Origin of the sequence: Nonomuraea sediminis, assembly GCF_018531495.1 — a bacterium.
Classification (GTDB): Bacteria; Actinomycetota; Actinomycetes; order Streptosporangiales; family Streptosporangiaceae; genus Nonomuraea; species Nonomuraea sediminis.
In genome coordinates this window covers 577,901-601,744 of record NZ_JAHDTI010000004.1, presented here as the reverse complement: position 1 = coordinate 601,744, position 23,844 = coordinate 577,901, and the positions used below count along the sequence as shown (strand labels likewise).

General features: G+C 71.9%; 22 protein-coding genes. 11 read left to right on the top strand and 11 right to left on the bottom strand.

Going from position 1 to position 23,844, the window contains the following annotated elements; genetic code table 11:
* Position 1 precedes the first annotated feature (1 nt).
* Complete coding sequence (locus tag KIK09_RS22700; protein ID WP_214321277.1) at positions 2–682, bottom strand: type I phosphoribosyltransferase; 681 nt, start codon at positions 680–682, stop codon at positions 2–4.
* 92 nt (positions 683–774) lie between these two features.
* On the opposite strand from KIK09_RS22700, the gene KIK09_RS22695 reads away from it, so the two are divergent.
* Positions 775–1,722: an NADP-dependent oxidoreductase gene (locus KIK09_RS22695; protein WP_214321276.1), complete on the top strand. Its 948-nt coding sequence runs from the start codon at positions 775–777 to the stop codon at positions 1,720–1,722.
* On the opposite strand, the gene KIK09_RS22690 is transcribed toward KIK09_RS22695, so the two are convergent.
* From KIK09_RS22690 to KIK09_RS22675, 4 genes are all read right to left on the bottom strand, one after another.
* Positions 1,719–3,401 carry an IlvD/Edd family dehydratase gene (locus tag KIK09_RS22690; RefSeq protein WP_214321275.1) on the bottom strand — a complete coding sequence of 561 codons (1,683 nt, stop codon included), beginning with the start codon at positions 3,399–3,401 and terminating at the stop codon, positions 1,719–1,721. The genes KIK09_RS22695 and KIK09_RS22690 overlap by 4 nt on opposite strands.
* Positions 3,402–3,432: 31 nt before the next feature.
* Positions 3,433–4,200 (bottom strand): SAM-dependent methyltransferase, encoded by a 768-nt coding sequence (locus KIK09_RS22685; RefSeq protein ID WP_214321274.1) that lies wholly within the window; start codon positions 4,198–4,200, stop codon positions 3,433–3,435.
* Between the two features lie 64 nt (positions 4,201–4,264).
* Positions 4,265–6,538, bottom strand: a complete 2,274-nt coding sequence (locus tag KIK09_RS22680) for a CBM35 domain-containing protein (protein WP_214321273.1) — start codon at positions 6,536–6,538, stop codon at positions 4,265–4,267.
* A 78-nt stretch (positions 6,539–6,616) separates the two neighbouring features.
* On the bottom strand, positions 6,617–7,402 hold the full coding sequence (locus tag KIK09_RS22675; RefSeq protein ID WP_214321272.1) for an alpha/beta fold hydrolase: 786 nt from the start codon (positions 7,400–7,402) through the stop codon (positions 6,617–6,619).
* Between the two features lie 83 nt (positions 7,403–7,485).
* Between KIK09_RS22675 and KIK09_RS22670 the strand changes: the two genes are divergently transcribed.
* The 4 genes from KIK09_RS22670 to KIK09_RS22655 are packed head-to-tail and all read left to right on the top strand — an operon-like array spanning position 7,486 to position 10,648.
* Positions 7,486–8,265, top strand: coding sequence for an SDR family oxidoreductase (locus tag KIK09_RS22670; protein WP_214321271.1), 780 nt, complete (start codon positions 7,486–7,488; stop codon positions 8,263–8,265).
* Positions 8,262–9,083 (top strand): SCO6745 family protein, encoded by an 822-nt coding sequence (locus KIK09_RS22665; protein WP_308164238.1) that lies wholly within the window; start codon positions 8,262–8,264, stop codon positions 9,081–9,083. The genes KIK09_RS22670 and KIK09_RS22665 overlap by 4 nt, the downstream gene beginning before the upstream one ends.
* A gap of 36 nt (positions 9,084–9,119) precedes the next feature.
* A complete protein-coding gene (locus KIK09_RS22660; RefSeq protein WP_214321654.1) occupies positions 9,120–9,458 on the top strand; it encodes a YciI family protein in 339 nt (112 codons plus the stop codon).
* Positions 9,455–10,648: an RNA polymerase sigma factor gene (locus KIK09_RS22655; protein ID WP_214321270.1), complete on the top strand. Its 1,194-nt coding sequence runs from the start codon at positions 9,455–9,457 to the stop codon at positions 10,646–10,648. The genes KIK09_RS22660 and KIK09_RS22655 overlap by 4 nt, the downstream gene beginning before the upstream one ends.
* On the opposite strand, the gene KIK09_RS22650 is transcribed toward KIK09_RS22655, so the two are convergent.
* On the bottom strand, positions 10,645–12,471 hold the full coding sequence (locus tag KIK09_RS22650) for a hypothetical protein (RefSeq protein ID WP_214321269.1): 1,827 nt from the start codon (positions 12,469–12,471) through the stop codon (positions 10,645–10,647). The genes KIK09_RS22655 and KIK09_RS22650 overlap by 4 nt on opposite strands.
* A 187-nt stretch (positions 12,472–12,658) precedes the next feature.
* Between KIK09_RS22650 and KIK09_RS22645 the strand changes: the two genes are divergently transcribed.
* Together KIK09_RS22645 and KIK09_RS22640 are read left to right on the top strand one after the other, a co-directional pair.
* Complete coding sequence (locus KIK09_RS22645) at positions 12,659–15,454, top strand: alpha-L-fucosidase (RefSeq protein ID WP_214321268.1); 2,796 nt, start codon at positions 12,659–12,661, stop codon at positions 15,452–15,454.
* Between the two features lie 75 nt (positions 15,455–15,529).
* A complete protein-coding gene (locus tag KIK09_RS22640; protein WP_214321267.1) occupies positions 15,530–16,849 on the top strand; it encodes a DUF4434 domain-containing protein in 1,320 nt (439 codons plus the stop codon).
* Here the strand turns inward: KIK09_RS22640 and KIK09_RS22635 are convergent.
* Positions 16,824–17,717, bottom strand: a complete 894-nt coding sequence (locus KIK09_RS22635; protein ID WP_214321266.1) for an arginase family protein — start codon at positions 17,715–17,717, stop codon at positions 16,824–16,826. The genes KIK09_RS22640 and KIK09_RS22635 overlap by 26 nt on opposite strands.
* Before the next feature lie 28 nt (positions 17,718–17,745).
* On the opposite strand from KIK09_RS22635, the gene KIK09_RS22630 reads away from it, so the two are divergent.
* The gene (locus tag KIK09_RS22630) at positions 17,746–18,270 is read left to right on the top strand and encodes a CGNR zinc finger domain-containing protein (protein ID WP_214321265.1); all 525 of its coding nucleotides are present in this window, start codon (positions 17,746–17,748) and stop codon (positions 18,268–18,270) included.
* A gap of 22 nt (positions 18,271–18,292) precedes the next feature.
* Positions 18,293–19,555 (top strand): hydroxyacid-oxoacid transhydrogenase, encoded by a 1,263-nt coding sequence (locus KIK09_RS22625; protein WP_308164237.1) that lies wholly within the window; start codon positions 18,293–18,295, stop codon positions 19,553–19,555.
* Here the strand turns inward: KIK09_RS22625 and KIK09_RS22620 are convergent, their stop codons facing one another.
* On the bottom strand, positions 19,556–20,014 hold the full coding sequence (locus KIK09_RS22620) for a VOC family protein (RefSeq protein ID WP_214321263.1): 459 nt from the start codon (positions 20,012–20,014) through the stop codon (positions 19,556–19,558).
* A gap of 315 nt (positions 20,015–20,329) precedes the next feature.
* Between KIK09_RS22620 and KIK09_RS22615 the strand changes: the two genes are divergently transcribed.
* Together KIK09_RS22615 and KIK09_RS22610 are read left to right on the top strand one after the other, a co-directional pair.
* Complete coding sequence (locus tag KIK09_RS22615; protein ID WP_214321262.1) at positions 20,330–20,941, top strand: response regulator transcription factor; 612 nt, start codon at positions 20,330–20,332, stop codon at positions 20,939–20,941.
* 3 nt (positions 20,942–20,944) lie between these two features.
* The gene (locus KIK09_RS22610; RefSeq protein ID WP_214321261.1) at positions 20,945–21,397 is read left to right on the top strand and encodes an L-2-amino-thiazoline-4-carboxylic acid hydrolase; all 453 of its coding nucleotides are present in this window, start codon (positions 20,945–20,947) and stop codon (positions 21,395–21,397) included.
* 20 nt (positions 21,398–21,417) lie between these two features.
* Here the strand turns inward: KIK09_RS22610 and KIK09_RS59345 are convergent, their stop codons facing one another.
* From KIK09_RS59345 to KIK09_RS59340, 3 genes are read right to left on the bottom strand one after another with little or no spacing between them, the layout of a single operon-like run.
* Positions 21,418–21,549 (bottom strand): hypothetical protein, encoded by a 132-nt coding sequence (locus KIK09_RS59345; RefSeq protein ID WP_275956231.1) that lies wholly within the window; start codon positions 21,547–21,549, stop codon positions 21,418–21,420.
* Positions 21,512–23,671, bottom strand: a complete 2,160-nt coding sequence (locus KIK09_RS22605) for a peptidase domain-containing ABC transporter (protein ID WP_214321260.1) — start codon at positions 23,669–23,671, stop codon at positions 21,512–21,514. Before KIK09_RS22605 ends, KIK09_RS59345 begins: the two co-directional genes overlap by 38 nt.
* Positions 23,668–23,793, bottom strand: a complete 126-nt coding sequence (locus tag KIK09_RS59340; protein WP_275956230.1) for a hypothetical protein — start codon at positions 23,791–23,793, stop codon at positions 23,668–23,670. The genes KIK09_RS22605 and KIK09_RS59340 overlap by 4 nt, the downstream gene beginning before the upstream one ends.
* Between the last annotated feature and the right edge of the window lie 51 nt (positions 23,794–23,844).

Below are 23,844 nucleotides of genomic sequence, written 5' to 3'. Positions count from 1 at the left end.
CTCAGGGCTGGTAGTCGTAGTTGGGCGGCGCCCCCACCGAGTGCTCGAGTATCCGCAGGATCTTGCGTGACTCGTCGTGCGGCCCCGCCACGTAGTACGGCTTGCCGTCGCGGCCGAAGGTGATGGCCGCCGGCCCCTCCCACGGGCCGAGGTGCTCGGCGACGGACGCGAAGGACTCCAGGGACTCGAACCCCAGGTCGCCCGCGTACTCCTCCGAGCCGAAGACCAGGTGGCGGGCCAGCTCCACCGGGGCCTCCTGCCAGCCCGGGTAGTCGCTGAAGAAGAAGTCGCGGAATCGGCGCAGCTCCAGGTCGTCCATGAGGTCGGGGCCGATGGTGTTCTTGACCCCCAGGCAGTAGACGTCCACCAGGTAGCCGCAGACCGAGACCTTGTCCCAGCCGTGGCGCCGCGCCGCCAGCACGCTGACCAGCCCGGCTCCCTGCGGGGACGGTTCGGCGTCCGTCCAGCCGCGCGACGGATCGACCTTGAGGCCCACGCTCCAGCCGTTGCTGACCCAGGCGCCGACGATCTCCCCGGGGCCGGAGGGCGCCTCGGCGGCGATGGCGCGTACCAGAGGGGCGACCGCGGAGGGAGAGACGCCCAGCTCACGGGCGATCTGCTTCGGCGACCGGCCCTGACCGCGCAGCTCGCGCACCCGCTGCAGAAGTTCCGCACTGTCCATAGAAGCCGGAGCCTACCGCTCATCCGGGCGAGAGGTTGGCTAATCCGACATAGGGGAACATATCTCCGCGATCGCATTTCGGGGGGATTTTCATGCGTGCTATCGCCATCACCGACTTCATGCTCACGCCGCAGCTCATGGACCTGCCCAGGCCGCAGCCGGGGCCCGACGAGATACTCGTCAGGCTCTACGCGGCCGGGCTCAACCCGGTCGACTGGAAGATCGCCGAGGGCATGCTGAGCGACGGCGTCCGCCACCGCTTCCCGCTGATCCTGGGCACGGACGGGGCAGGTGTGGTGGAGGCCGTGGGTCCCGCGGTGACCGCGTTGCGGCCAGGCGACGAGGTCTACGGGGAGTTCCAGGACGTCACGCGGGGGCTGGGCAGCTACGCCGAGTACGGGATGTTCACCCAGGGCGCGCCGGTCGCGCGGATGCCCCGCGGCATGACGTTCACCCAGGCGGCGGCCGTGCCGGGGGCCACGATGACCGGGTACAACATGGTCGAGACCGCCAAGGTGGACCAGGGGCAGACCGTGCTGGTCTCCGGCGCGAGCGGCGGGGTGGGGCAGCAGGCCGTGCAGTTCGCCGTCCTCCAGGGCGCCAGGGTCATCGCCACCGCGACCGCCGACATCGCCGAGTACCTGCGCGAGCTCGGCGCGGCCGAGGTCGTCGACTACAAGGCGGCCCCGGTCGCCGAACAGGTGCTCGCGCTGCACCCCGAGGGGATCGACGTGGTCCTCGACACGATCAGCGCCGACCCCGCGGCGCTCGACCAGCTCTCACGCATCGTGCGCCCCGGCGGTCACCTGGTGACGACGCAGTTCACGGCCGATCCGAAGGAGCTGGCCTCCCGCGAGATCGTCGGCGTCAACCTGAAGAGCCCGCCGAGCCCCGAACTGCTCGCCCTGATCGCGGACCTGATCGACGCCGGCAAGATCCGCGTCAGGATCGAGGCGGAGTTGCCGCTCGAGCAGGCGCCCGAGGCGCTGCTCCGCAACAAGTCCGGCGGCGCCCGCGGCAAGACCGTGTTCGAGATCTAGTGTGACTCCCTGCTGACGTGGTCGCCGCTGGAGCCGACCAGGAAGTCCAGGTCGGCGCCCCGGTCGGCCTGGAGCACGTGGTCGACGTAGAGCCGCTCCCAGCCGCGCACCGGACGCGCGAACCCGGTGGTCACCGGCTCGCGCGCGGCCAGTTCGGCGTCGGGCACGTCCACGTCGAGCCGGCGCGCCGGCACGTCGAGCACGATCGGGTCGCCGGTCCTGACCCTGGCCAGCGGCCCGCCCGCGGCCGCCTCGGGCGCTGTGTGCAGCACGACCGTGCCGTAGGCGGTGCCGCTCATCCGCGCGTCGCTGATGCGCACCATGTCGCGCACGCCCTTGGCCAGCAGCCTGGCGGGCAGCGGCAGGTTGCCCACCTCCGGCATGCCCGGGTAGCCGCGCGGCCCGCATCCGCGCAGCACCAGCACCGAGGTCTCGTCCACCTCGACCGTGTCCAGGCGCGCGTTCATGTCCTCGATGCTGTCGAACACGACGGCCCTGCCCCGGTGGCGCAGCAGTTCCGGGGAGGCCGCGGCGGGCTTGATGACCGCGCCGCGCGGGGCGAGGTTGCCCCTGAGCACCGCGATTCCCGCCTCGGGCAGCAGCGGGTCGTCGCGCCGCCTGATGACGTCCTCGTCCCAGATCTCGCCGAAATAGCGCGACAGCGGCTGCCCCGTCACGGTCAGCGCGCTCTCGTCCAGGAGGTCCGCCACCTCGTTGAGTACGGCGAGCAGCCCGCCCGCCCTGAACAGGTCGTCCATCAGGTGCCTGCCCGCGGGCTGGAGGTCCACCAGCAGCGGCACCCCCGACCCGATCCGGTCGAAGTCGTCCAGCTCCAGCTCCACCCCGAGCCGCCCGGCGATGGCCAGCAGGTGCACGACGGCGTTCGTCGACCCGCCGATCGCGGCCAGCGTCACGATCGCGTTGCGGAAGGACGCCCTGGTCATCACCGTGCTGGGCCGCCGCCCCTCCCGCGTGATCCCTACGGCCAGCCTGCCCGCCTCGTGGGCCTGCTGGAGCAGGCGGCTGTCGGGCGCGGGGATGCCCGCCGTACCTGGCAGGGTCATGCCGAGCGCCTCGGCCATGCAGGCCATCGTGGAGGCGGTGCCCATCGTGTTGCAGTGGCCGCGACTGCGGATCATGGACGACTCGGACTCCAGGAACGCCTCGTTGTCCAGCGCGCCGGCGCGGACCTCCTCGCTCAGCCGCCACACGTCGGTGCCGCAGCCCAGCGGGCGGCCGCGGAAGTGCCCGGTCAGCATCGGGCCGCCGGGCACGACCAGCGCGGGCAGGTCCACCGACGCGGCGGCCATCAGCAGCGAAGGGATCGTCTTGTCGCAGCCGCCCAGCAGCACGACGCCGTCGATCGGGTTGGCGCGCAGCATCTCCTCGGTGGCCATCGCGGCCAGGTTGCGCCACAGCATCGCGGTCGGGCGGACGTTCGTCTCACCGAGCGAGACGACGGGCAGGTTCAGCGGCACGCCGCCCGCCTCCCACACGCCCGCCTTCACGGCCTCGGCCACCTCGTCCAGGTGGGCGTTGCACGGGGTCAGGTCGGAGGCGGTGTTGGCGATGGCGATCTGGGGACGCCCGAAGGCGTCCTTGGGCAGGCCGCGCCGCATCCAGGCACGGTGGATATAGGAATTCCTGTCGTCCCCCGCATACCAGTGCGCACTCCTCACCCCCGCGACACTACGCCCAGCGCTCCCGGTTTCAGTGGGGAACGAAGCCGACGGCGCCGAGGACTCCTACCGCGGTCGGGTCGGGGGTTTCCTCGGTGGAATGCCATTTCTGGACGGGGACGATTCCCGGTGGTACCAGTTCGAGGCCGTCGAGCCATCCGGCCAGGTGCTCCTTGCCGCGCCCCGCGGCCCCGCCCGCGTAGGTCCCCGCGTACACGGCCCGCCCGCGCCGCCGCCAGTCGGGAGGCAGCTCCCCCGCGTGCCCGTGCGAGACCGCCACGCAGCTCCCCGGCGCCAGCGGGCGTCGCAGGGCCGCCACGATCGCGGCGACCTCGGCGTCGTCGGGGAAGAAGTGCAGGATCGCCATCAGCAGCACCGCGACGGGACGCCCGAAGTCCAGGTACTCCCCCGCGTCGGCCAGGATCCGCTCCGGGTCGTGCAGATTCCCCTCGACGACCTCGGTGCGCGGGCTGTCGGCCAGCAGCGCCCTGGCGTGCACGAGCACGACCGGGTCGTTGTCCACGTAGACGACCCGGGCCTCGGTGGCGACCTCGTGCACGTTCTCCCGCGTCGGCAGCCCCGTCCCGAGGTCGAGGAACTGGTCGATCCCGACCCCGACCAGATGGCGGACGACCCGGCCCAGGAAGGCCCTGTTGGCGCGGGCCATCTCCGGCGCGTGCGGGATGACCTCGAGGATCCGGGCGGCCGCGGCCCGGTCCGCCGCGTAGTTGTCCTTCCCGCCCAGGAAGTAGTCGTAGATGCGGGCCACGCTCGGAACGCTCGGGTCTACGCCGTGCATGCGCGCACGATACGGCCTGCCGTACCCGCTCAGATAGAGGTACGGCAGGCCCTGTGCGCGAGTGTTAACCGATGGTGATCCGATCCAGGTTGGGCCCGCCGTTGGCGGTGGTGGCCGTGGCGCGGATCGTGTTGGTCCCGGCGTTGAGCGGGACGGTCAGCGTGGAGGTGGCCCAGGTGTCCCAGTTGGCCGTGGGCGGGAACGAGCGGGCGGCCGAGACGACCGTGCCGTTGACCGCGATGTCCATCGGCCTGTCGGCGGTGGTGCCGTTGGCGTAGCGCAGGGTCAGCGCCGCGTTGCCCGCCTGGGCGGCGGTCACGCTGAACTCGACGTAGCCGCCGGTCACGTTGTCGTAGTTGACGAAGCCGGTGCCCGTGAAGCCCAGGTGGTTGGACTCGACGACGCCCTGGGAGATCGTGGCGTTCTCCGCCTGGTAGTCGACGGGCGCGGGACCGGCCGGCTGGGCGTCGAGGTAGTCCAGGTTCGGCCCGCCGTTCGCGGTGGTCGAGACGAGCTTGACCGAGTTCGCGCCGGCGTTGAGCGGCACGGTGACCTCCGCGTTGGCCCAGGTGTCCCAGTTGGCCGTAGGCGCGAACGGCAGCTCGCCGACCGCGGTCCCGTTGACGGTCAGCGCCATCGGGCGGTTGGCGGTCGTGCCGTTGGAGTAGCGGATGGTCAGCTTGTAGCTGCCGGCCGTGGTCTGGTTGGCGTTCCACTCAACGCCCGAGCCGACCACGTTGTCGCCGTTGACGAACCCGGTGCCGCTGAATCCGGCGTGGTTGGACTCGACGACGCCCTGGGTGATGGTGGCGTCCTCCGCCTCGAGGAACGTCGACGGGGTGCCGCCGCAGCTCTGGGTGGAGCCGGTGGCGCTGACCCGCAGGGCCCCGCCGGTGGTGTTCTGGCTGTTGGCCACGCAGTAGCCGGTGATCGTCTGGAAGACCATGTCGCTGGGGCTGTTGCTGCCGCGTTCGGCGGTGAAGTGGTCGAAGGCGACGTTGCTGCCCGTGTTGGCGATCACCGCCGGTCTGCAGTCGTTGGAGTTGAACTGCACGGAGCTGTCGGTGAACTTCACGTCGTGCGCGTTGTGGATGTACCAGCCGTAGGACGGGCGGGTGCCGATGCTGTTGGGGTTGTAGTCGGTGGAGTTGTTGCTCGGCACGCCGGTGCCCATGCAGGCGCCGCCGCCCGGCACGGTCAGGTCCACGTTGTTGAAGGTGACGTTGCGGATCCGGTTGGTGGTGCCGCTCTCGCCCCACAGCGTGGCGGTGAAGTTGGAGCTGCTCTGGCCGGTCGAGGTGACGTTGTCGTAGGTGATGTTCTCGATCCGGCCGATGCCCGGGCTGTTGCCGCACCTTCGCCTGGTGCCGATCTTCTCCATGATCGCGCTGCGCACGTTGGACATCGTGATGTCGCGGTAGTGGATGTCGGTGATGACCGATCCGTCCATGGACACCATGCCGAGTCCCGACTTGTTCGCGCCGGTGATCGTGATGCGGTCGAACTGGTAGTCGGTGAAGTTGCCGCAGGTCTCCGAGCCGAACATCAGAGCGTTGCAGCAGCCGGCGGACAGGTGCGAGTCCGAGACCCTGACGTGGCCGTTGCCGTAGGTCTGGCCGAGCGCCCAGTCGCTCTTGAACACCAGCGCGTCGTCGTTTCCGGCGATGTCGGCGTTGGTGACGGTCACGTTCTGCGCGCTGATCACGTTCCAGCCGTCGCGGTCGGAGGCGGTGTCGATCCGCAGGTGGTCGGAGGTGATGTTGTTGCACGCGTTGGTCAGCGCGGCGAAGTGGCCGCCGCGCCGCAGCGTGATGCCGCTCAGCGTGAGCCCGTCGCACCGGGTCAGCGAGATGATCTTGTCGGCCTGCCCCGAGTTGGGGTTGCCGGTGATGAGGTGGCCGCCGCCGTCGATGGTGCCCGAGCCGACGAAGCCGATGTTGGTGAGCCGGTCACCCCAGATCATCGCGTTGTGGAAGTGGCTGTGGCCGTAGTCCTGGTAGTTGTCGTTGGGGTTGGACTCGGGGGCGTCGTAGGTGTTGTTGGAGGCGCCCATGATCGTGGAGCCGGCGTCGAGCTGGAGGGTGACGTTGCTCTTCATGTGGATGGAGTTGGCCGACTTGTAGGTCCCCGCGGGGAACTCCACGATCCCGCCGCCCGCGTTGTTGGCGGCGGTGATCGCCGAGTTGATCGCCGCTGTGTCGTTGGAGGACCCGTTGCCGGTCGCACCGTAGTCCTTGACGTTGAAGGTCGCCGCCGCGCTTGCTGGGGGCGCGGCCATGGACAAGGCGACCAGTGTGGCGGCAGCGAAGCACGTGGCTGCCTTCCGTAAGGCGCTCATGGACTCAAGCTAGGCCGAAAGGTCCGATGTCAGAAGGCCCAAAGTTGAACTAATATCGGTTGCAGTGGGACGCCTGGGTTACAGACCTCCGAGGTTCAGGAAGTCCAGTACGGCAGGCCCCGCGACCGCCCGGAACTCCTCGAAGTAGGCGTGCCGCGCCCCGGGGATGAGCCGCAGCGAGGCGTCCGGGATCCGCTCGGCCAGCAGCGGCGCGTTGGCCACCGGGTTGAAGACGTCGTCGCCGCCGTGGATGACCAGCGTGCGCGCCTGGATGCGCGGCAGCGCGTCCCAGCCGTCGTGCCCGGCGCTCGCGGCCAGGTGCCGCGCCCGCGCGTAGCTCGGCATGGCGAAGTCACCGACCGTGTTGTGCGGGCCCGGGTGGGTGGCCAGCCAGTCCGGCGTGTACATCAGCTCGAGCAGGACCCGCTCGGCCGCGGCCCGGTCCGGCTGCGCCAGCGCCTTCCTGATCTCCTGCGACCGCTCGATCCCGTGCCGGCCGCCGGGCGAGGTGCAGCCGAGGACCAGGGCGCCGACCCGATCGGGATGGTCGGCCGCCAGCCACTGGGCGACCCGGCCGCCCATCGAGGTTCCGTAGACGTGCGCGCGCTCCACGCCCAGGTCGTCGAGCACGGCCAGGGCGTCCTCGGCGAACCCGCGGGTGCTGTAGGGCACGTCGGGCTTGTCGCTGCCACCCGTGCCCCGGTAGTCGAAGGTGATCGTCCGGTAGCGGGTCTCGAAGTCGTCCCTGACCCCGTCCCACCAGTGGTGGGAATTGGCCTGGCCCGGCAGCAGGAGCAGCGGTTCCCCGGCACCCCTGACCTGGTAGGACAGTTCGATCGCATCCGCGGTGATGGCGTGTGGCACGCCAAGAATGCTGCCTCACCCACCTTGTTGCCCAGCCGGAGGCCCTACAGAATGACGTTCTAGAACATTTGGAGGTGCGTCGCATGCAGGTGCGGGACAAGGTCGTGGTCGTCACGGGCGCGGCCGGCGGGATCGGGCGGGCCATGGCGCTCAGGTTCGCCGCCGAGGGCGCCAGAGGGGTGGTGGTCGCGGACGTGGACGAGGCGGGCGCCGGGGCGGTGGCCAAGGAGATCGGTGATCGGGCGGCAGCCGTACGGGCCGACGTGTCGCGGGAGGAGGAGGTCGCCGCGCTGGCGGAGACGCCGTTCGGCCCCGTCGACCTGTTCTGCTCCAACGCCGGCGTGATCGGCGGGCACGGGCTGGACGCCCCCGCCGAGGAGTGGGACCGGCTCTTCCACGTCAACCTGATGGCCCACGTGTACGCGGCCAGGGCGGTCGTGCCCTCCATGGTCGAGCGCGGCGGCGGCTACCTGCTCAACACCTGCTCGGCCGCCGGGCTGATCAGCTGCCCCGGCGACGCGCCGTACGCGGTCACCAAGGCGGCGGCCATCTCCTTCGCCGAGTGGGTCTCGATCCACTACGCGCCCCAGGGGATCAAGGTGAGCGTGCTGTGCCCGCAGGGCGTGCGCACGAACATGCTGGCCAAGGGCCTGGAGGAGGATCACCTGACGGCCCGCGCAGTGGGCGCGTCCGGCGCGATCCTCGAGCCGGGGGCCGTGGCGCAAGCCGTGATCGACGGTCTGGAAGCCGAGCGCTTCCACATCTTCCCGCACCCGGAGGTGGCCGACTTCGCCCAGCGCAAGGCCGAGGACCCCGACCGCTGGCTGGCCGGCATGGCGCGCTTCGTGGCAGGCCTGTCGTGAAGGCCGCGCGCGCCGCCTGGCGCCGCCTGGAGCCGGTGCACGGCATGATCTACTTCGTCCCCGAGGCCGCGGAACGCTACGCCGCGCTGGGCCTGAAGGACCGCGCGGGCTACTTCGCCTCCCGCGCCGCCGCCCTCGGCCGCGCGAGCGCCGACCTGGTCATCGCCACCTTCTACAACTTCAACCCCACCCTCGTACGGCGAGCCATCCCCGCCGCGTGGGACGTCACCACCCCCGGGCAACTGCTGGCCGCCCGGGTCGAGGCGGCGGGCGCCGCCCTGCGCAGGGCCGGGATCCACGAGCTGCCCGGACTGGAGGAGACCCTCGCCCTGGCCACCCGCGCCGCGGAGGCGGCCTGCGAGCACCCGCAGGGCAGGCCGCTGTTCGCCGCGCACGCCACGCTTGACTGGCCCGACGAGCCGATCCTGCGGCTGTGGCACGCCCAGACGCTGCTGCGCGAGTTCCGCGGCGACGGCCACGTGGCGATCCTGCTGTCCGAGGGCATCGGACCGCTGGAGGCGCTGGTGCTGCACGCCTGCAGCGGCACGGTCCCGCCCGTGTTCCTCAAGGTCAGCAGGAACTGGCCGGAGGCGGAGTGGGCCGAGACGGAGGAGCGGCTGCGCGAGCGGGGCCTGCTGGACGGCGACGAGCTCAGCACCGCGGGCAAGGCGCTGCGCCAGCACGTCGAGGACCGCACGGACGCGCTGGCGCTGCCCGCCTACGCCGCGCTCGGCGAGGACGGCTGCGAGCGGCTGGCGGAGCTCGCCAGGCCCTTCGGCCGCGCCGTGGTGGATCGGGGGCTGCTGAATCTCGGCTGAGTGTCGATCCGCGGGCATCCTGTTCGTGTGAAGGACATGAAGGAGTACATGCTCAGCATCGTCCAGCCCGACGGCGACCCGCCCCCGCCCGAGGTGCTGGACCCGATCATGCGCGACCTGGCGGTGCTCAACCAGGAGATGCGGGACAGGGGCGTGTGGGTGTTCGCCGCCGGGCTGCACGACGTCAGCACGGCCACCCTCCTGCGCCCGAAGGACGGTGACGTGCTGATCACCGACGGCCCGTTCGCCGAGGGCAAGGAGCACCTGGGCGGCTTCACGATCATCCGGGTGGCGGACCTGGACGCCGCGCTCGATTGGGGCCGCCGCCTGTCACTGCTGCTCGGCCTGCCTGTCGAGGTGCGTCCCTGCGCATGACCGGCGTCGAGCAGGTCTTCCGCGAGGAGTACGGCAGGGCGGTGGCGGTCCTGGTGCGCTACTTCGGCGACATCGACGTGGCCGAGGAGGCGGTCCAGGACGCCTTCGCCGTGGCCGTCAGGAAGTGGCCGCAGGACGGGATCCCGCCGAGCCCGGCCGGCTGGATCATCACCACGGCCAGGAACCGCGGGATCGACCGGCTGCGCCGCGAGTCCGCGCGCGAGGAGAAGCACGCCCAGGCCGCCCTGCTGCACGCCACCGACGAGCCGCCCGAGGAGGGCCCCGTGCGCGACGACCGGCTGCGCCTGATCTTCACCTGCTGCCATCCCGCGCTGGCGATGAGCGCCCAGGTCGCGCTGACGCTGCGGCTGCTCGGCGGGCTGAGCACGGCCGAGATCGCGCGCGCGTTCCTGTTGCCGGAGCCGACCATGGCCCAGCGCCTGGTCAGGGCCAAGGGCAAGATCCGTGACGCGGGCATCCCCTACCGGGTGCCGAGGGAACCTGACCTGCCCGACCGGCTGCGGGCGGTGCTGGCCGTGGTCTACCTGATCTTCAATGAGGGCTACACGGCCAGCTCGGGCGACCGGCTGACCCGCGAGAGCCTGTGCGCGGAGGCCATCAGGCTCGGCCGGCTGCTGGCCGAGCTGATGCCGGACGAGCCCGAGGTCATGGGGTTGCTCGCGCTGATGCTGCTCGTCGAGTCACGCGGGGCCGCGCGGACGGACGCGCGGGGCGAGCTGGTGCTGCTGGCGGACCAGGACCGCGCGCTGTGGGACGCGCGGCTGGTCGCGGAGGGCAGGGAGCTGGTGCGCCGGTGCCTGCGGCGGGGCGCGCCCGGCCCGTACCAGGTCCAGGCGGCGATCAACGCGGTGCACACCGATCCCGTCACGGACTGGCGGCAGATCGTCCAGCTCTACGACCAGCTCATGACCTTCACGCCGACGCCGATCGTGGCGCTGAACAGGGCGGTCGCGGTGGCCGAGGTCGACGGCCCGGCGGCGGCGCTCGAGCTCGTCGACGGGCTCGACCTCGACCGCTTCCACCTCTTCCACGCCATCCGCGCCGACCTGCTGCGCCGCCTGGGCAGGGACACCGAGGCCGCCCAGGCCTACGACGCGGCGCTCGCGCGCACGGAGAACGCCGCCGAGCAGGCGTTCCTCCGCCGCAGGAGAGCGGAGCTGCCCGGCTAGCCCGGACCGTAGGAGCAGCGGGCACCCGTGTGGACCGTGGCGCGCAGGTGGTCGCCGATGGCGCGGTCCACGGCGGCGATGCGGTCGACCGCGCGCCGGATCGCCTTGCCGACCGCGATCCTGGCCCGCTCGTCGTTCCCGGCGAACTGCCTGGCCCGACCGCCCAGCCCCGTCGCTGCGGCCAGCTCGGCCAGCAGCCAGTCGCGCTCGGCCTCCGCCGCCTCCGAGCGTGGCAGCTCCTCCAGCTGCGCGAGCCGCCGCCGGTAGCTGCGCCGCGCCTCCTCGTCGAGCACGGGCTGCCGGGTCGAGTCGGCGTGCGGGTTGCCCGCCAGCTCGGCGGCCGGGATCTCCTGTCCGGGGTTGGCCAGCAGCGTCGCCAGGTAGCCCATGCCGACGCTGTGGTCGACCAGCGCGCCGCGCCCCTGCAGCTCGACCCGCCACTGGCGGCCCGTGCGCGCCATCGCCACCCGCCGGCTCGCGCACGGCAGCATCATGCCGAGCGCGTCGGCGTCCCGCTCGACCTTGGCCAGCTCGTGCCTGGCCCGGCCGTCGTGCGAGCCGTGCACCAGCGCGTACACCTCGGCCAGCCGGGAACGCGACAGCACCACGGCGGGCCAGTGGCCGAAGGCCAGGTTGTCGTGCACCGCGGCCTCCAGATGACCGATGGCACGTTCCATGTCGCCCATGGTCATCGCGGCCACCCCGAGCGTGTGCCGGGTCGAGCCGAAGCAGGCCGCGCCCAGGCTCGCGATCACCGGCATCCCCGCGTACGGCAGCAGCAGCCCGTACACCTGCCCCGCGGTCAGCGCGTCGCCCAGCAGCGCGGCCGCCTCCGTGATCGCGTACATCGACATCAGCCAGCTGCTCGAGCGCGGCAGCTCCGCCAGGTCCCTGCCGCGCAGCCGGGCCAGCATGCTCTCGGCCAGCCGCCGGTCGCCCGCCGTGGCCGCGGCCACCGCCAACCCCGCGTACACCGAGTTGTCCACCGCGCTCAGCACCGGCGTGCCCGACAGTTCGGCCAGCACCGGCACCAGCTCGCCCACCCGCCCCTGGTACCAGCGGATCGTGGCGAGCTGCACCGCGTACCAGCCGGTCGCGTCCACGTCGCCGGCCTCGGTGCCGCGCTGGGCGCACTCGGCGGCCAGGGCCTCGGCCTGGTCGAACCGGCCGGCCCTGATGCTGATCATGACGTCGATGGCGCTCAGCACGAACCCGACCGCCAGGTGGTCGTGGCCCTTCAGCATGCCGCGCAGCTCGCCCAGGCTCCGCTCGGCGTGCGGGTCGCCCACCAGGAAGAGGTCCACGGTGTGCCACAGCAGCCCCATCAGCAGGTCGCTGCGCCGGCCGGTCCTGGAGGCCTCCGCGATCAGCTCGGTGGCCAGCTCCAGCCTGAGCGTGCCGTGCTCGGGGCCGAGCACGCAGTGGTGCGCCAGGCTCAGCGCCTCGGCCAGTGCCACCGGGTCGCCGGCGTCCCTGGCCTTGCCGAGCAGGGCCAGCGCCTCGTCATACCCGCCCGTGCGGTAGTCGGCCTCGGCGGCCAGCCGTACGCGCAGCCTGAGCGCGAGCGGCGAGGCGGGATCGACGCGCGCCAGAGCCTCGCGCTGGCGCAGCCGGACCATGGCGGCCTCGGCCGCCGTCCGGTGCTCGTGCACCCATAACCCGCCCAGCCCCAGCGCGGCCCGCGCCATCGCGGGCACGTCGCCGGAGCGCTCCGCCTCGCGGTAGGCGGCGTCGAACCAGCGTCTGCCGCTGTGTATGTCGCCGTCGGCGTACAGTGCGCGTTCCCCGGACGCGATCGTGCTCGTGCTCGTGCTCGTGCTCACTTCGCACCAACCCCCGTGGGCCCCGTTCCGAGAATACGGATCCATCACCCCTTTCGGTTCATTTCACACGGCCGTCCGACAATCATCGGATGAGTCGCCGCCAACATGACTCAAGGCCTTGACGATCTAGGCATTCGCAGGGTAATCATCGGATGTCTGCACCGTTCACCGTTGAGGGAGACGGGAAATGAGGCGCTTATCCGCGTTCCTGCTGGTCCTGCTGCTGACGAGTCTGGTGGGGATGCGGCCGGCGGGAGCCGAGGTCGAACATCCGCGGCAGCAGTGGTTACGCGCCTCGACGGCAGGGTTGTTCCTGCACTGGGGCATGTTCACCGCGCCGCGCCACCTGGACTGCGCCGCCTGGGAGAAGGACGTCACGAACGGCGGCTGGAACCCTGACTACTGGGTCGACCAGGCGCGCGAGCTCGGCGCCTCCTACATCGTGCTCGCGACCTTCCACAGCAGGCTCGGCTACGCGCGGCCATGGCCGTCGAAGATCCCGGGCAGTTGCACGACCGGGCGCGACTTCCTCGGCGAGCTGATCGCGGCGGGCAAGGCCAAGGGCGTGCGCGTGCTGCTCTACATGACCGACGACCCGCAGTGGCACAAGGAGACCGGCGTCGAGACGCTCGACTCCGCCGCGTACTCCGCCTACAAGGGGCAGCAGGTGGACCTGACCACCCGGCCCGGCTTCGGCATGTACAGCTACGACCTGTTCTTCGAGGTCATGGAGCGCTACCAGGACCTGGCGGGCTTCTGGATCGACAACGACAACGAGTACTGGGAGCAGCACCACCTCTACGAGCAGATCAGGGAGAAGCAGCCTGCCTGGCTGCTGAGCAACAACAACGAAGACACCCCGATCATGGACACGGTCAGCAACGAGCAGAAGACCGGCATGACGCCGCCCTACGACTACCCGCAGGCCGCCTGGACGCCGATGCCCAGGCTCGTGGAGGCCGACTACAAGCTGCCCACCACCGGCGACTGGTGGTACAACGGCACCGACCCGGCCGTCGACCACCGCCTCAGCACCGGCCGGTACGTCACCAACGCCGGATCGTCGATCAAGTCGCTGATGGCCGAGACCCCGATGGTGAACGGGAGGTTCCCGGCCAACCAGGAGGCGTTCAACGCGTTCATGTCCACCTGGGTGCCGCCGATCGAGAAGTCGCTCAAGGGCATCGAGGGCGGCGGCTACATGTACGGCGGCATGCAGCCCGGCTTCTGGAACGACGGCGCCCACGGCGTCGTCACCGTCGAGCCCGGCGCCAGGGTCCAGTACGTGCACGTGGTCACCCGGCCCAGCACCGACCTGGTACGGCTGCGCGACAACGGCTACCAGGTGACGGGCGTGACCGACCTGCGGACCGGGGAGCGGATGCGCTTCAGCCAGTCGGGCGGCTACCTGACCATCCTCGGCATCACCACCTGGGACACCTATGACACCGTGTTCAAGGTCGAGACCGCGGGTCAGCGGTTCATGTTCTCCGCCGGAAAGAACTGGGACAACAAGGGGCGACTCCCCTTCCCTGTCGACCTGGACCTGGGCAGGCCGAGGCTGGTCTCGAGCCTGGCGATCAACCAGCGCGAGTGGTCGCCGACCTACGCCCGCGAGACGTTCGGCAGGCCCGAGGACTCCGCGCGGATCAAGGACTACCGCGTCTACCTCAGCAAGGACGGCAAGGACTGGGGCGAGCCGATCAGGACGGGCGCGCTGCGCAGCGCCCGCGGCGTCCAGTTCATCGACCTCGGCGAGCACCTGACCAGGTACATCCGCCTCGAAGTGGTCAACACCTGGGCGGGCAAGCAGGCGCCACGCTTCGTGAACCAGCTCCAGATCGACGAGATCAAGGTCGCCTCCGCGTCGCCACTGGCGATCGCCACGCCCGTCCCGCTGGAGGCCGAGCGCGCCGCCAGGTCGGGCACCGCCCACCCGTTCCCGTGCCTGGCCTGCTCGGGCGTCTTGCGGGTGTCGGGGCTCGGCGGCGGCGCGCGCAACGCGGTGACCTTCCACGACGTCCAGGCCGGTACGGCAGGCACCTACCGCCTCCAGCTGGACCACACCGCGGCGATCCCCGGCGAGCTGTCGGTCAGCGTCAACGGCGCCGCCCCGCTGGAGGTGCACGTCCCCGGCGACAACCCGGACGTCGTGTCGAGCACGGCGGTAGCCGTACCGCTGAACGCCGGGGCGAACACGGTCACGGTCTTCAGCACCGACGCGCGCGGACCGGGGCTGGACAGGATCGCGGTGGCGCCGCTGCCGCCCGACCTGCCGAGGACCACGATGACCGTGGAGCCGGGCGGCCTGCAGTGGACCGGCCCCGGCGAGCAGTCGATCAAGGTGTCGGCCACGCTCAGGATGGACGCCGACGACCAGCTCGACCAGGTCACGCTGGCCCCTGCCGCGCCGGCGGGCTGGACGGTGCGGGGCGATCCGGTGAAGGCGAACGCGCTGCGGCTCGGGCAGACGATCACCGGATCGTGGACGCTGACCGCGCCGGCCGCGACATCGGCGGACATCCCGGTCACGGCCTCCTTCCAGAATCTGGGCCGTCCCGGGCAGGTCACCAGGAAGGTCGGCGTGCGGCCGCGCCCGGCCGACCGGATCTGGATGCGGGAGGCGGAGGACTCGGCCAACGGGCTGGGCAGCTCGGGCATCACGAGCTGCGGTGCCTGCTCCGGCGGGCAGAAGGTGCGCAACCTCGGCGGCGACCCCGACGCGTACGTGCTGTTCGAGCACGTCACCGTGGACGCGGCCGGGCAGCGGACGCTCTACGTCGACTACACGGTCAACGGGCCGCGCTCGTTCTTCGTCACGGTCAACGACGCCGCGCCCGTCGAGGTGCGGGTGGACGGGGTGGGGAACAACGTCGTGTACACCGCGACCGTGCCCGTCACGCTGCGGGCGGGAGACAACACCATCAAGATCCACAACGATCAGGCGTCCGCGCCGGACCTGGACCGGCTGTCGCTGGGCTGAGCAGCGGACGATCTCTACGCGGCCCGGTGTGACCGGTTAGGGTGAGGGCAGTCACCAGACCTGGGGGGACACGGGTTGAAGGGCCTGCGGGTGGTCGCGGCTGCCGCGGCGTTGATCGTCGCCGCCGTTCCCGAGGCCGTGACGCGGGCATCGGCGGGCGACGACGGGTGCGCTCCGCGCGACACCCGGGTCGCCGTGTCGTACGCCATCAGCGGCTACTGGCTCGTGCCGCGTTCCGACCCGTGCGTGACGCGGCGGACGGTCGAGGCGATCCACCGGATCGGCGGTGACACGCTCGTCACGTTCGGGGCGCGGCTGGCGCCGGGGCGCGACCCCGAGGTGGACTGCCCGGGCTGCTACCAGACCGGGCGGAAGGTCAGGCGGGTCTACACCTACGTCACCAGCGAGCAGTTCGGGCCAGGGCTGCTGCGCTGCCCCGGCGAGCGGCGCTTCGAGCGGGACGGGCGGACCTACTACCAGCTGCTGCTCGGCCGCTCGTGCACCAAGGGGCCCGTCGACCTGGTGCTGGTGGTCTCCGACGGCGACGGGCTCGGCAACCTGATGACGGAGGCGGACGGCTACGGGATGAAGGTGTATCCGGGGCTGCCCGCCGCGCCGCAGGACCCGGCCAAGCCGTGGCTGCCCGATCCGCGCCACACCTCGGCGGTGGCGGCCTTCACCGGGCGGGTGCTGGCCGACTACCGGCAGCGCTTCGCCGGGGTGAAGGCGTTCGCCGGCGTGTACCAGTCCTTCGAGCTGACGGTGAAGGCGCGGCCGGCCAAGGACCCCACGATCGGGCTGTACCGGGCGCAGCACGCGCAGGTGGCCGCGACGCTGCCCGGCACCAGGCTGCTGGTCAGCCCGTACATCGACGCGCGCAGAGGACCCGGCTTCCCGCCCGGCCAGGTGGGTCAGGGGCTCGCCGAGCTCGCCGGCACCAGGGCCGGGCTGCCGATGACCGTGGCCGTCCAGGACGGGCGCGGCACGGGCAAGGTCGGGGTGTACGACCCCGCGGAGGTGGACGCCAGGGTCGATCCGCGCGTCACCCCCATCGTGGGGAACGTCACGAACCGGCAGGCGTACTACGGCTCGACCGGCGACTACTACGCGGCCGCCGCCAGGGCGATCCCGCCCGGTGTGGAGCTGTGGGCCAACGTGGAGGCGTTCGAGCCCACCCCGGTGCCCGGCGACTGCGGCAGGGCCGACCCGCTGCCGCTGCGCGGGCGGCCGACCAAGGCGCGCCTGGACCGGCAGATCGCGGCGGCCAGGCCGTACGTCTCCAAGATCATCTCCTATGGCTGGGACCCCTTCATGACCTGCCAGCCGGGCGTCGGCCGTCCCTCGGTGGCCGACGACATCGTCAGCACCGTCAGCCGGTCAGCGCCGCCACGATGACGTCGGCGAGCACGGCCGCCTGCGAGCCGTCCTCGTCCAGGTCCGGGTCGTAGATCGTCACCTGGATCCCGGCCGCGCCGGGCAGCGCCAGCAGGCCGCGCAGCAGGTCGACCGCCTGCCCGCGGTCGAGGCCGCCGGGGGTGGGCGAGTCGACCGCGCTCAGCACGGACGGGTCGAGGACGTCGGCGTCCATGTGGATCCAGAAGCCGTCGAGCCCGGCCATGACCTTCCCGGTGGCCTCCACGGCGGCCTCGACCGCACGGCCGATCTCGGCGCTGCTCACGTGGGTGAGCACCCCGTCGTGGTCACCCAGGTCCTCCTCGTCGCGGACGCCGAGCAGGATCACGTCCTCGTCCCTGACGTACGGCTTGAGCCCGTCGATGTCGACCAGGTAGTCGTCGCCGCGCCCGGTGGCCAGCGCCACGTCCTCGCCGGCCGCCGCGCCGACGTGCGGCGAGTTGCCCAGGTGGCGGAAGTCGCTGTGCGCGTCCAGGTAGGCCAGGCCGAAGCGGCCCTCCCTGCGCAGCGCCAGCGCGGGGCCGAGCACGATCGAGCAGTCGCCCCCGAGCAGCACGGGGAAGTCCCCGGCGCGCCTGAGTTCGGTCACCCGCTCGGCCAGCCTGCGCGCGTAGGCGGCGATCGCGGGGCCGTTGCGCACGCCGTCGCCCGGCTTCCAGGTGGTCACGTAGCGCGGCGGCACCAGCGCCCCCGCGTCCCTCGCGCCGAGCCTGGCGACCAGTCCCGCATCCCGCAGCGCCCAGGGCGCCTTGTAGCAGCCGGGCACCGTGTCGGGCGCGGGCGGGCGCAGGCCGAGATTCGAGGGGGCGTCCAGGACCGCGTACTTCTTGTCAGGGGTTATAGTGCTCATAGTCGTGACGCTAGCAGGAGGAGACAGGATGCGCCACTTCGCGGACACGGGGTTGGTGGCGATCGACCTGGCCAACACCTGGGACCCGTTCCTGGCCGAGCCGGAGCGGCTTCCCACCAGGGATGCGCTGCGCGACTTCTGCGCCGAGCTGGGAGAACAGCCCGGCGACCTCGATCTCGACGGCGTCAGGCAGGTGCGCTCGCGCCTGCGCGAGGTGCTGGCGTCCTCCGCGCGGACGGACGCGCTCGCCGCCTGGGCCGCCGCACTGCCCGCGCGAGCCGCGGTGGTGGACGAGTCCGGCCTGCCCGTGCTCCGCCTCGCGGCCCCCGCAGGGTCGGGTCTGCCGGTACGGCTGGCGGTCCGCGCCGTCGCCGAGCTGCTCGACCTGGCGGCGGCCGGCGACTGGGAACGCCTGCGCCAGTGCGCGGCCGACCCGTGCACCGACGCCTTCGTGGACCGCAGCCGCCCCGGCCGCCGCCAGTTCTGCTCCACCCGCTGCGCCAACCGCGCCCACGCCGCCGCCTCCAGAGCCCGCCACCGCACGCCCCACTAGCGCTGTGATAGATCAGTGGAGAGTGGAATCCGTCTTCACCTACGGGGCTCCCGCGCTCAAGTTCGGCCCCGGCGCCTCCGCCGAGGTGGGCTACGACCTGTCCCAGTACGGCGTGCGCCGCGCGCTGGTCGTCACCGATCCGGGCGTCGCCGCCACCGGGCACCCGCACCGCATCGCCGCACAGCTGGCCGGTTACGGCATCGAGGCGGCCGTCTTCGACCGCGTGCACGTCGAGCCGACCGACGACAGCATGCGCGAGGCCATCGAGCACGCCCGCGCCACCGGCCCGTGGGACGCCTTCGTGGCGGTCGGCGGCGGATCCAGCATCGACACGGCCAAGGCCGTGAACCTGCTGACCACGAACCCGGGTGAGCTGATCGACTACGTCAACGTCCCCGTCGGCGGCGGCCGGGCGCCCTCCGAGCCGCTCAAGCCGCTGGTCGCGGTCCCGACCACGACGGGCACCGGCGCCGAGAGCACCACGGTCTGCGTGCTCGACGTGCTCTCGCTCAAGGTCAAGTCGGGCATCAGCCACGTACGGCTGCGCCCGGTCCTGGCGGTGGTCGACCCGGACCTGACGCTCAGCCAGCCCGCCGGGGTGACGGCCGCCGCCGGGATGGACATCCTCTGCCACGCGCTGGAGAGCTACACGGCCAAGCCGTACACCGCGTTCGAGCGCAAACGGCCCGAGCAGCGCGTGCCGTACTGCGGGAGCAACCCGATCTCGGACATGTGGGCCGAGCGGGCCCTGGCGCTGCTCGCGACCTCGTTCAGGGCGGCGGTGCGCGACGGGAGCGACGTGCGGGCGCGCGGCGAGATGGCGCTCGCGGCCACGTTCGCCGGGCTCGGCTTCGGCAACGCCGGCGTGCACATCCCGCACGCGAACGCCTACCCGATCGCCGGACGCGTGCGCGGCTTCCACCCTGACGGATATCCGGCCGGCGAGCCGATGGTGCCGCACGGCATGGCGGTGGCGCTCACGGCGCCCGAGGCGTTCCGCTTCACCTTCGAGGCCACGCCCGAGCGGCATCTGCGGGCGGCCGCCCTGCTCGATCCCGGCTCCGCGCAGGACGATCCGGCCGAGCGGCTGCCGTCGGCGCTGACCCGGCTGATGCGCGACATCGGGCTGCCGAACGGCATCGGCGGCGTCGGCTACACCGAGTCCGACATCCCTGACCTGGTGGAGGGCACGCTCAAGCAGCAGCGCCTGCTGACCACCGCGCCCAAGCCGGTCGGCCAGGAGGAAGCGGCGGGGATCCTGCGCCGCTCCCTCCGGAACTGGTGATCAGCCCCGCGCCGCGTCCTCCAGCGCCTTCACGTCGATCTTGGTCATCGTCCGCATGGCCTGCATCGCGCGCTGCGCCCTGGCCGGGTCGGGGTCGCTCATCAGCCTGGGCAGCGCCTTCGGGATGATCTGCCACGACACCCCGTACTTGTCGGTGAGCCAGCCGCAGGGGCCCTCCTGCCCGCCGTCGGCGGTCAGTGCTCCCCAGAGCCGGTCGACCTCCTCCTGGTCCTCGCAGTCGACGAAGAGCGAGATCGCGTCGCTGAAGTCGTGGCCGGGCCCGCCGTTCAGCGCCAGGTAGCGCTGGCCGGCCAGCTCGAAGGTCACCATCATGGCCGGGCTGCCCTCGCCCTGCCGGTGCACCTCCACGAGCTTGGAGTCCTCGAACAGCGAGGTGTAGAGCGTGGCGGCCTCCTCGGCCTGGTTGTCGAACCACAGGTAGGTCGTGATCTTCTGCATGTCGTCCTCCGTCTCGGATCGTTGTCTCGCTGACGCGTCGAACGGCTCGACGCCGGATCGACACCCAGTTTCAAGATCTTTCAGGAGCCCGCGGGGATCGGCCCGAGAAATTCATGTCGGCAATTCATTCGACATTTTGGACTTATTACGGCCCTCATTTCCACACGCCATGCACGGAAAAAACTTACCTGGTCGGAGCCCTGATCCAGCAGACGAGGCCGGACGAATTCCGTAATGAGATGACGTGAACGCCGCAGGGTTCCGAGGCGTTTACAAGGGCGACCAGTTGCTCCGACGATCGGACGGGGACCGGGCATGGGACAGGTCATTCGGGTCGGGATGGTGGGCGACCGGATGCTGGTCGAGGGCTTCAAGGCGTGGGCCCGCCAGGCGAGCGACCTCCGGTTCGTGGCCGAGGGCAGGACGGTGGCCGAGGTGCTGCCCGGCGCCAGGCAGGCGGACGTGGTGGTGCTCGACCTGGTCCTGTGCGACCGCTCCGCGCCGGGCCCCAACGTGCGACTGCTGGTCGAGGCGGGTCACCGGGTGCTCGCGGTGGCCGCGGCGCCGGAGCCGAGCAGGATCGCGGCCGCGATGCTGGCGGGCGCGCGCGGCTTCGTCGGCAAGGACCAGGACCTTGCCGAGCTGGCCGCCGCGATCAGGGCGGTGGCCATGGGCGGCGTCTCGTTCGCCCACCAGGTCGCCGATCCCGGCGCCTACCCGCCGCGGCCACGGCTGTCCGCCCGCGAGCAGGCGGTGCTGGTCGCCTACTGCTCGGGGATGACACTGAAGGCCGCCGCGCACCACATCGGCATCAGCACCGCCACCGCCAAGACCTACCTGGAACGGGTGAAGGCCAAGTACGAGCAGGTCGGGCGGCCCGCCTACACCAAACTGGAGCTGGCGGCCCGCGTCATGGAGGAGAGCTGAGACATGGACGAGGCCGAGTACAGGCAGCGGATGCGCGCCAGGCTCGAGGAGTACCTGCGGCTGCGCGACGAGGTCGGCGACACCGAGGCGCGCGAGGCGCTGCTCGAACCGTACGTGCCGCTGCAGGCCGCGCGGATGGGACCGCTCGTCCGCGGCGGCGGCCTGGCGTCCGGGTTCACCAGGGCCACCAGGGCGTTCGCGGAGCTGGGCGTGCACATCGAGATCGTGGACGCCTCCGCCGACGGCGTGGACTCGGCCGTGGAGGTGCTGACGACGTGCGAGTGCCTGGCCGCGTGCGCCGCGGCCGGCGTCGCCGAGCCGCTGCCGGTGCTGTGCGAGCTGGACAACGAGGCGGCCCGCAGGGCGTTGCCCGAGGTGGAGGTCGAGGTCACCCACCAGCAGGCCCGCGGCGCCCACCTGTGCGTCTTCCGCTACACGCGCAGGAGGGACGGGTAGGAACCCGCCCCTCCCGGGCATCAGGTGTTGAGCGTTGCCTGATCCCTCGTGCAGGCGCCGTCGCCGTAGCCGGGGTAGCCGCCGTGGATCTCGTCGAGTTCCTCGTCGGTCAGCTCAAGCTCGACCTCGGGCGGATTCGTGAGCCGCTCCATGCCGTTCACCTCCTTCCTGATGGGCGCGGGCGTTCAGCTGGGCCGCGATCAAGCCCGCGTACCGACCGCCCCTGGCGAGGAGTTCGCCGTGGGTGCCCAGCTCGGCGAGGTGGCCGCGGTCGAGCACGGCGATCCTGTCGGCGTCCCTGACGGTGCTGAGCCGGTGCGCGATGACGATCTGGGTGCAGCCGAGCCCGCGCAGGTTGGCGTGGACGCGCGCCTCGGTGACGGCGTCCAGGTGGCTGGTCGCCTCGTCGAGCAGCAGTACGGCAGGCCGCCTGACCAGCGCCCTGGCCAGCGCGAGCCGCTGCTGCTGCCCGCCGGACAGCCCGGGCAGGCGGGTGTCGTAGCCGCCGGGCATCGCCAGGATCTCCTCGTGCAGCTCGGCGACGCGGGCAGCCGCCTCGACCTCGTCCCTGGAGGTCGACGGGTCGTGGAAGGCGATGTTCTCGTGGATCGTCCCGCTGAAGACGAACGGCTCCTGCAGCACGGCGCCGATGGCCGCGCGTGCCTGCCGGGGCTCGTGCCCGTCGAGCCTGATCACGCCCCGCTGCGGCTGGTGCAGCCCGAGCAGCAGCAGCGCGAGCGTGGTCTTGCCCGCTCCGGTGGCTCCCACGACGGCCAGCCGTTCTCCCGGTTCGACCCGCAGTGACAGCCCGCTCAGCGCGGGCGGACCGGCCGGGTCGTAGGCGAAGGTGACCTCGCTGACCTCGATGCTCCCGCTCAGGTCGCGGCGGGCGGCCGGCTCCTCCGGCGCCGACTCCAGCACGTCGGCGAGCCGTTGCAGGTAGGCCCCGGCCTGCTGCAGCCGCTGGCCGTTGCCGACCAGCACGGCCAGCGGCCCGACCACGGAGGCGGCCATCCAGGTGACCGCCAGCATGGTGCCGGCCGACAGCTCGCCGGCCAGCACCCGGCTGGTGCCCAGCCAGAGCGCGGCCAGCGGCGTCAGCACGCGCAGCGCCCCGGCGGCCGCGTCGATCGCCGCGGTCGTGTGCCCGCGCCTGAGCGTGGCCCGCATCCAGGCCAGGAACAGCCTCGACCACCGCTCGAAGGCCCGGTCCTCGGCGGCCATGGCCTTGACCGTCATGATCCCCTGCAGCATCTCGACGAGGTGCCCCTGCTCCTCGGCGTGCGCGGAGATGTCGGCCGTCATCCGCTCGCGCACCACCCGGGTGCTGCGCACGAGCAGCAGCAGTTCGGCCAGCACGACGGCAAGCACGCCGAGCGCGGTGGTCTGGTCGATGGTGAACAGCACGCCGAGGTAGGTGAGGATGGTCGCCGCGTCCAGCAAGGAGCCGAGCGTCTGCCCGGTCAGCTGCTCGCGCAGCAGCACGATCCCGCCCATCCTGGCCACGATGTCGCCGGTGCTGCGCTGCTGGAAGTAGCGCAGCGGCAGGCGCAGCAGGTGACGGCAGAAGCGCAGCATGGCCTCGGTGTCCAGCCGCCCCTGCAGGTAGAGCACCAGGACCGAGCGCAGGTAGCCGGTGACGAGCTGCCCGGCGGCGACGACGGCCATCCCCGCTCCGACGAGCGCGAGCAGCCCGGGATGGCGCAGCGCCCCCTGCTCGTCCACGACCATCCTGACGACCAGCGGCATGGCCAGCCCGAGCAGCTGCAGCAGCAGGGAGGCGAGCAGCACCTGGGCGAGCAGCCAGGGCGTGCCGCGCCCGCGCAGCAGCGCGCCCAGGTAGGTGCGCCAGAACGGCCTGGCCGTGGCGCGCCTGCGCTCGAAGCCCTCCCCCGGCACCAGCCGGACCGCGATCCGGCCGAGGCCCGAGCCGAACTCCTCGGCCGTGAGCCGCCGCCGCCCGATCTGCGGGTCGATCACCCTGACCCGGCGCCGCCCGGCGCGCTCGACCACCACGTAGTGGTCGGCGCCCCAGTGCGCGATCGCGGGGAGCTCGATCCGCGTGAACAGCTCGGGCGTGGCCCGGTGTCCCGACGCGGTCATCCCGAGCCTGCGCGCCTCCTTCACCAGCGTCCCCGCGCCGGCCCCCGACCGGCCCACCGGGCAGCGGTCGCGCAGCTCGCGGATGGACACCTGGTGGCCGTGGTGCCCGAGCACCATCGCCAAGCAGGCCAGGCCGCACTCGACCCGGCTGGTCTGGAACAGCACCTTCACCGCAGGATCCCCGCGGCGAGCACGAACCAGAAGGCCACCGCGAGCGCGGCCACGGCGAGCCACAGCAGCAGCCGTGCGAGCGGGCGCAGCGGCCAGGGGAACAGCTTGTCCTGGTCGGCCATAGTCGCAGGCTGGCATCGACCGGGTAGGCGCGTCATGCCAGCAAAAGTGCC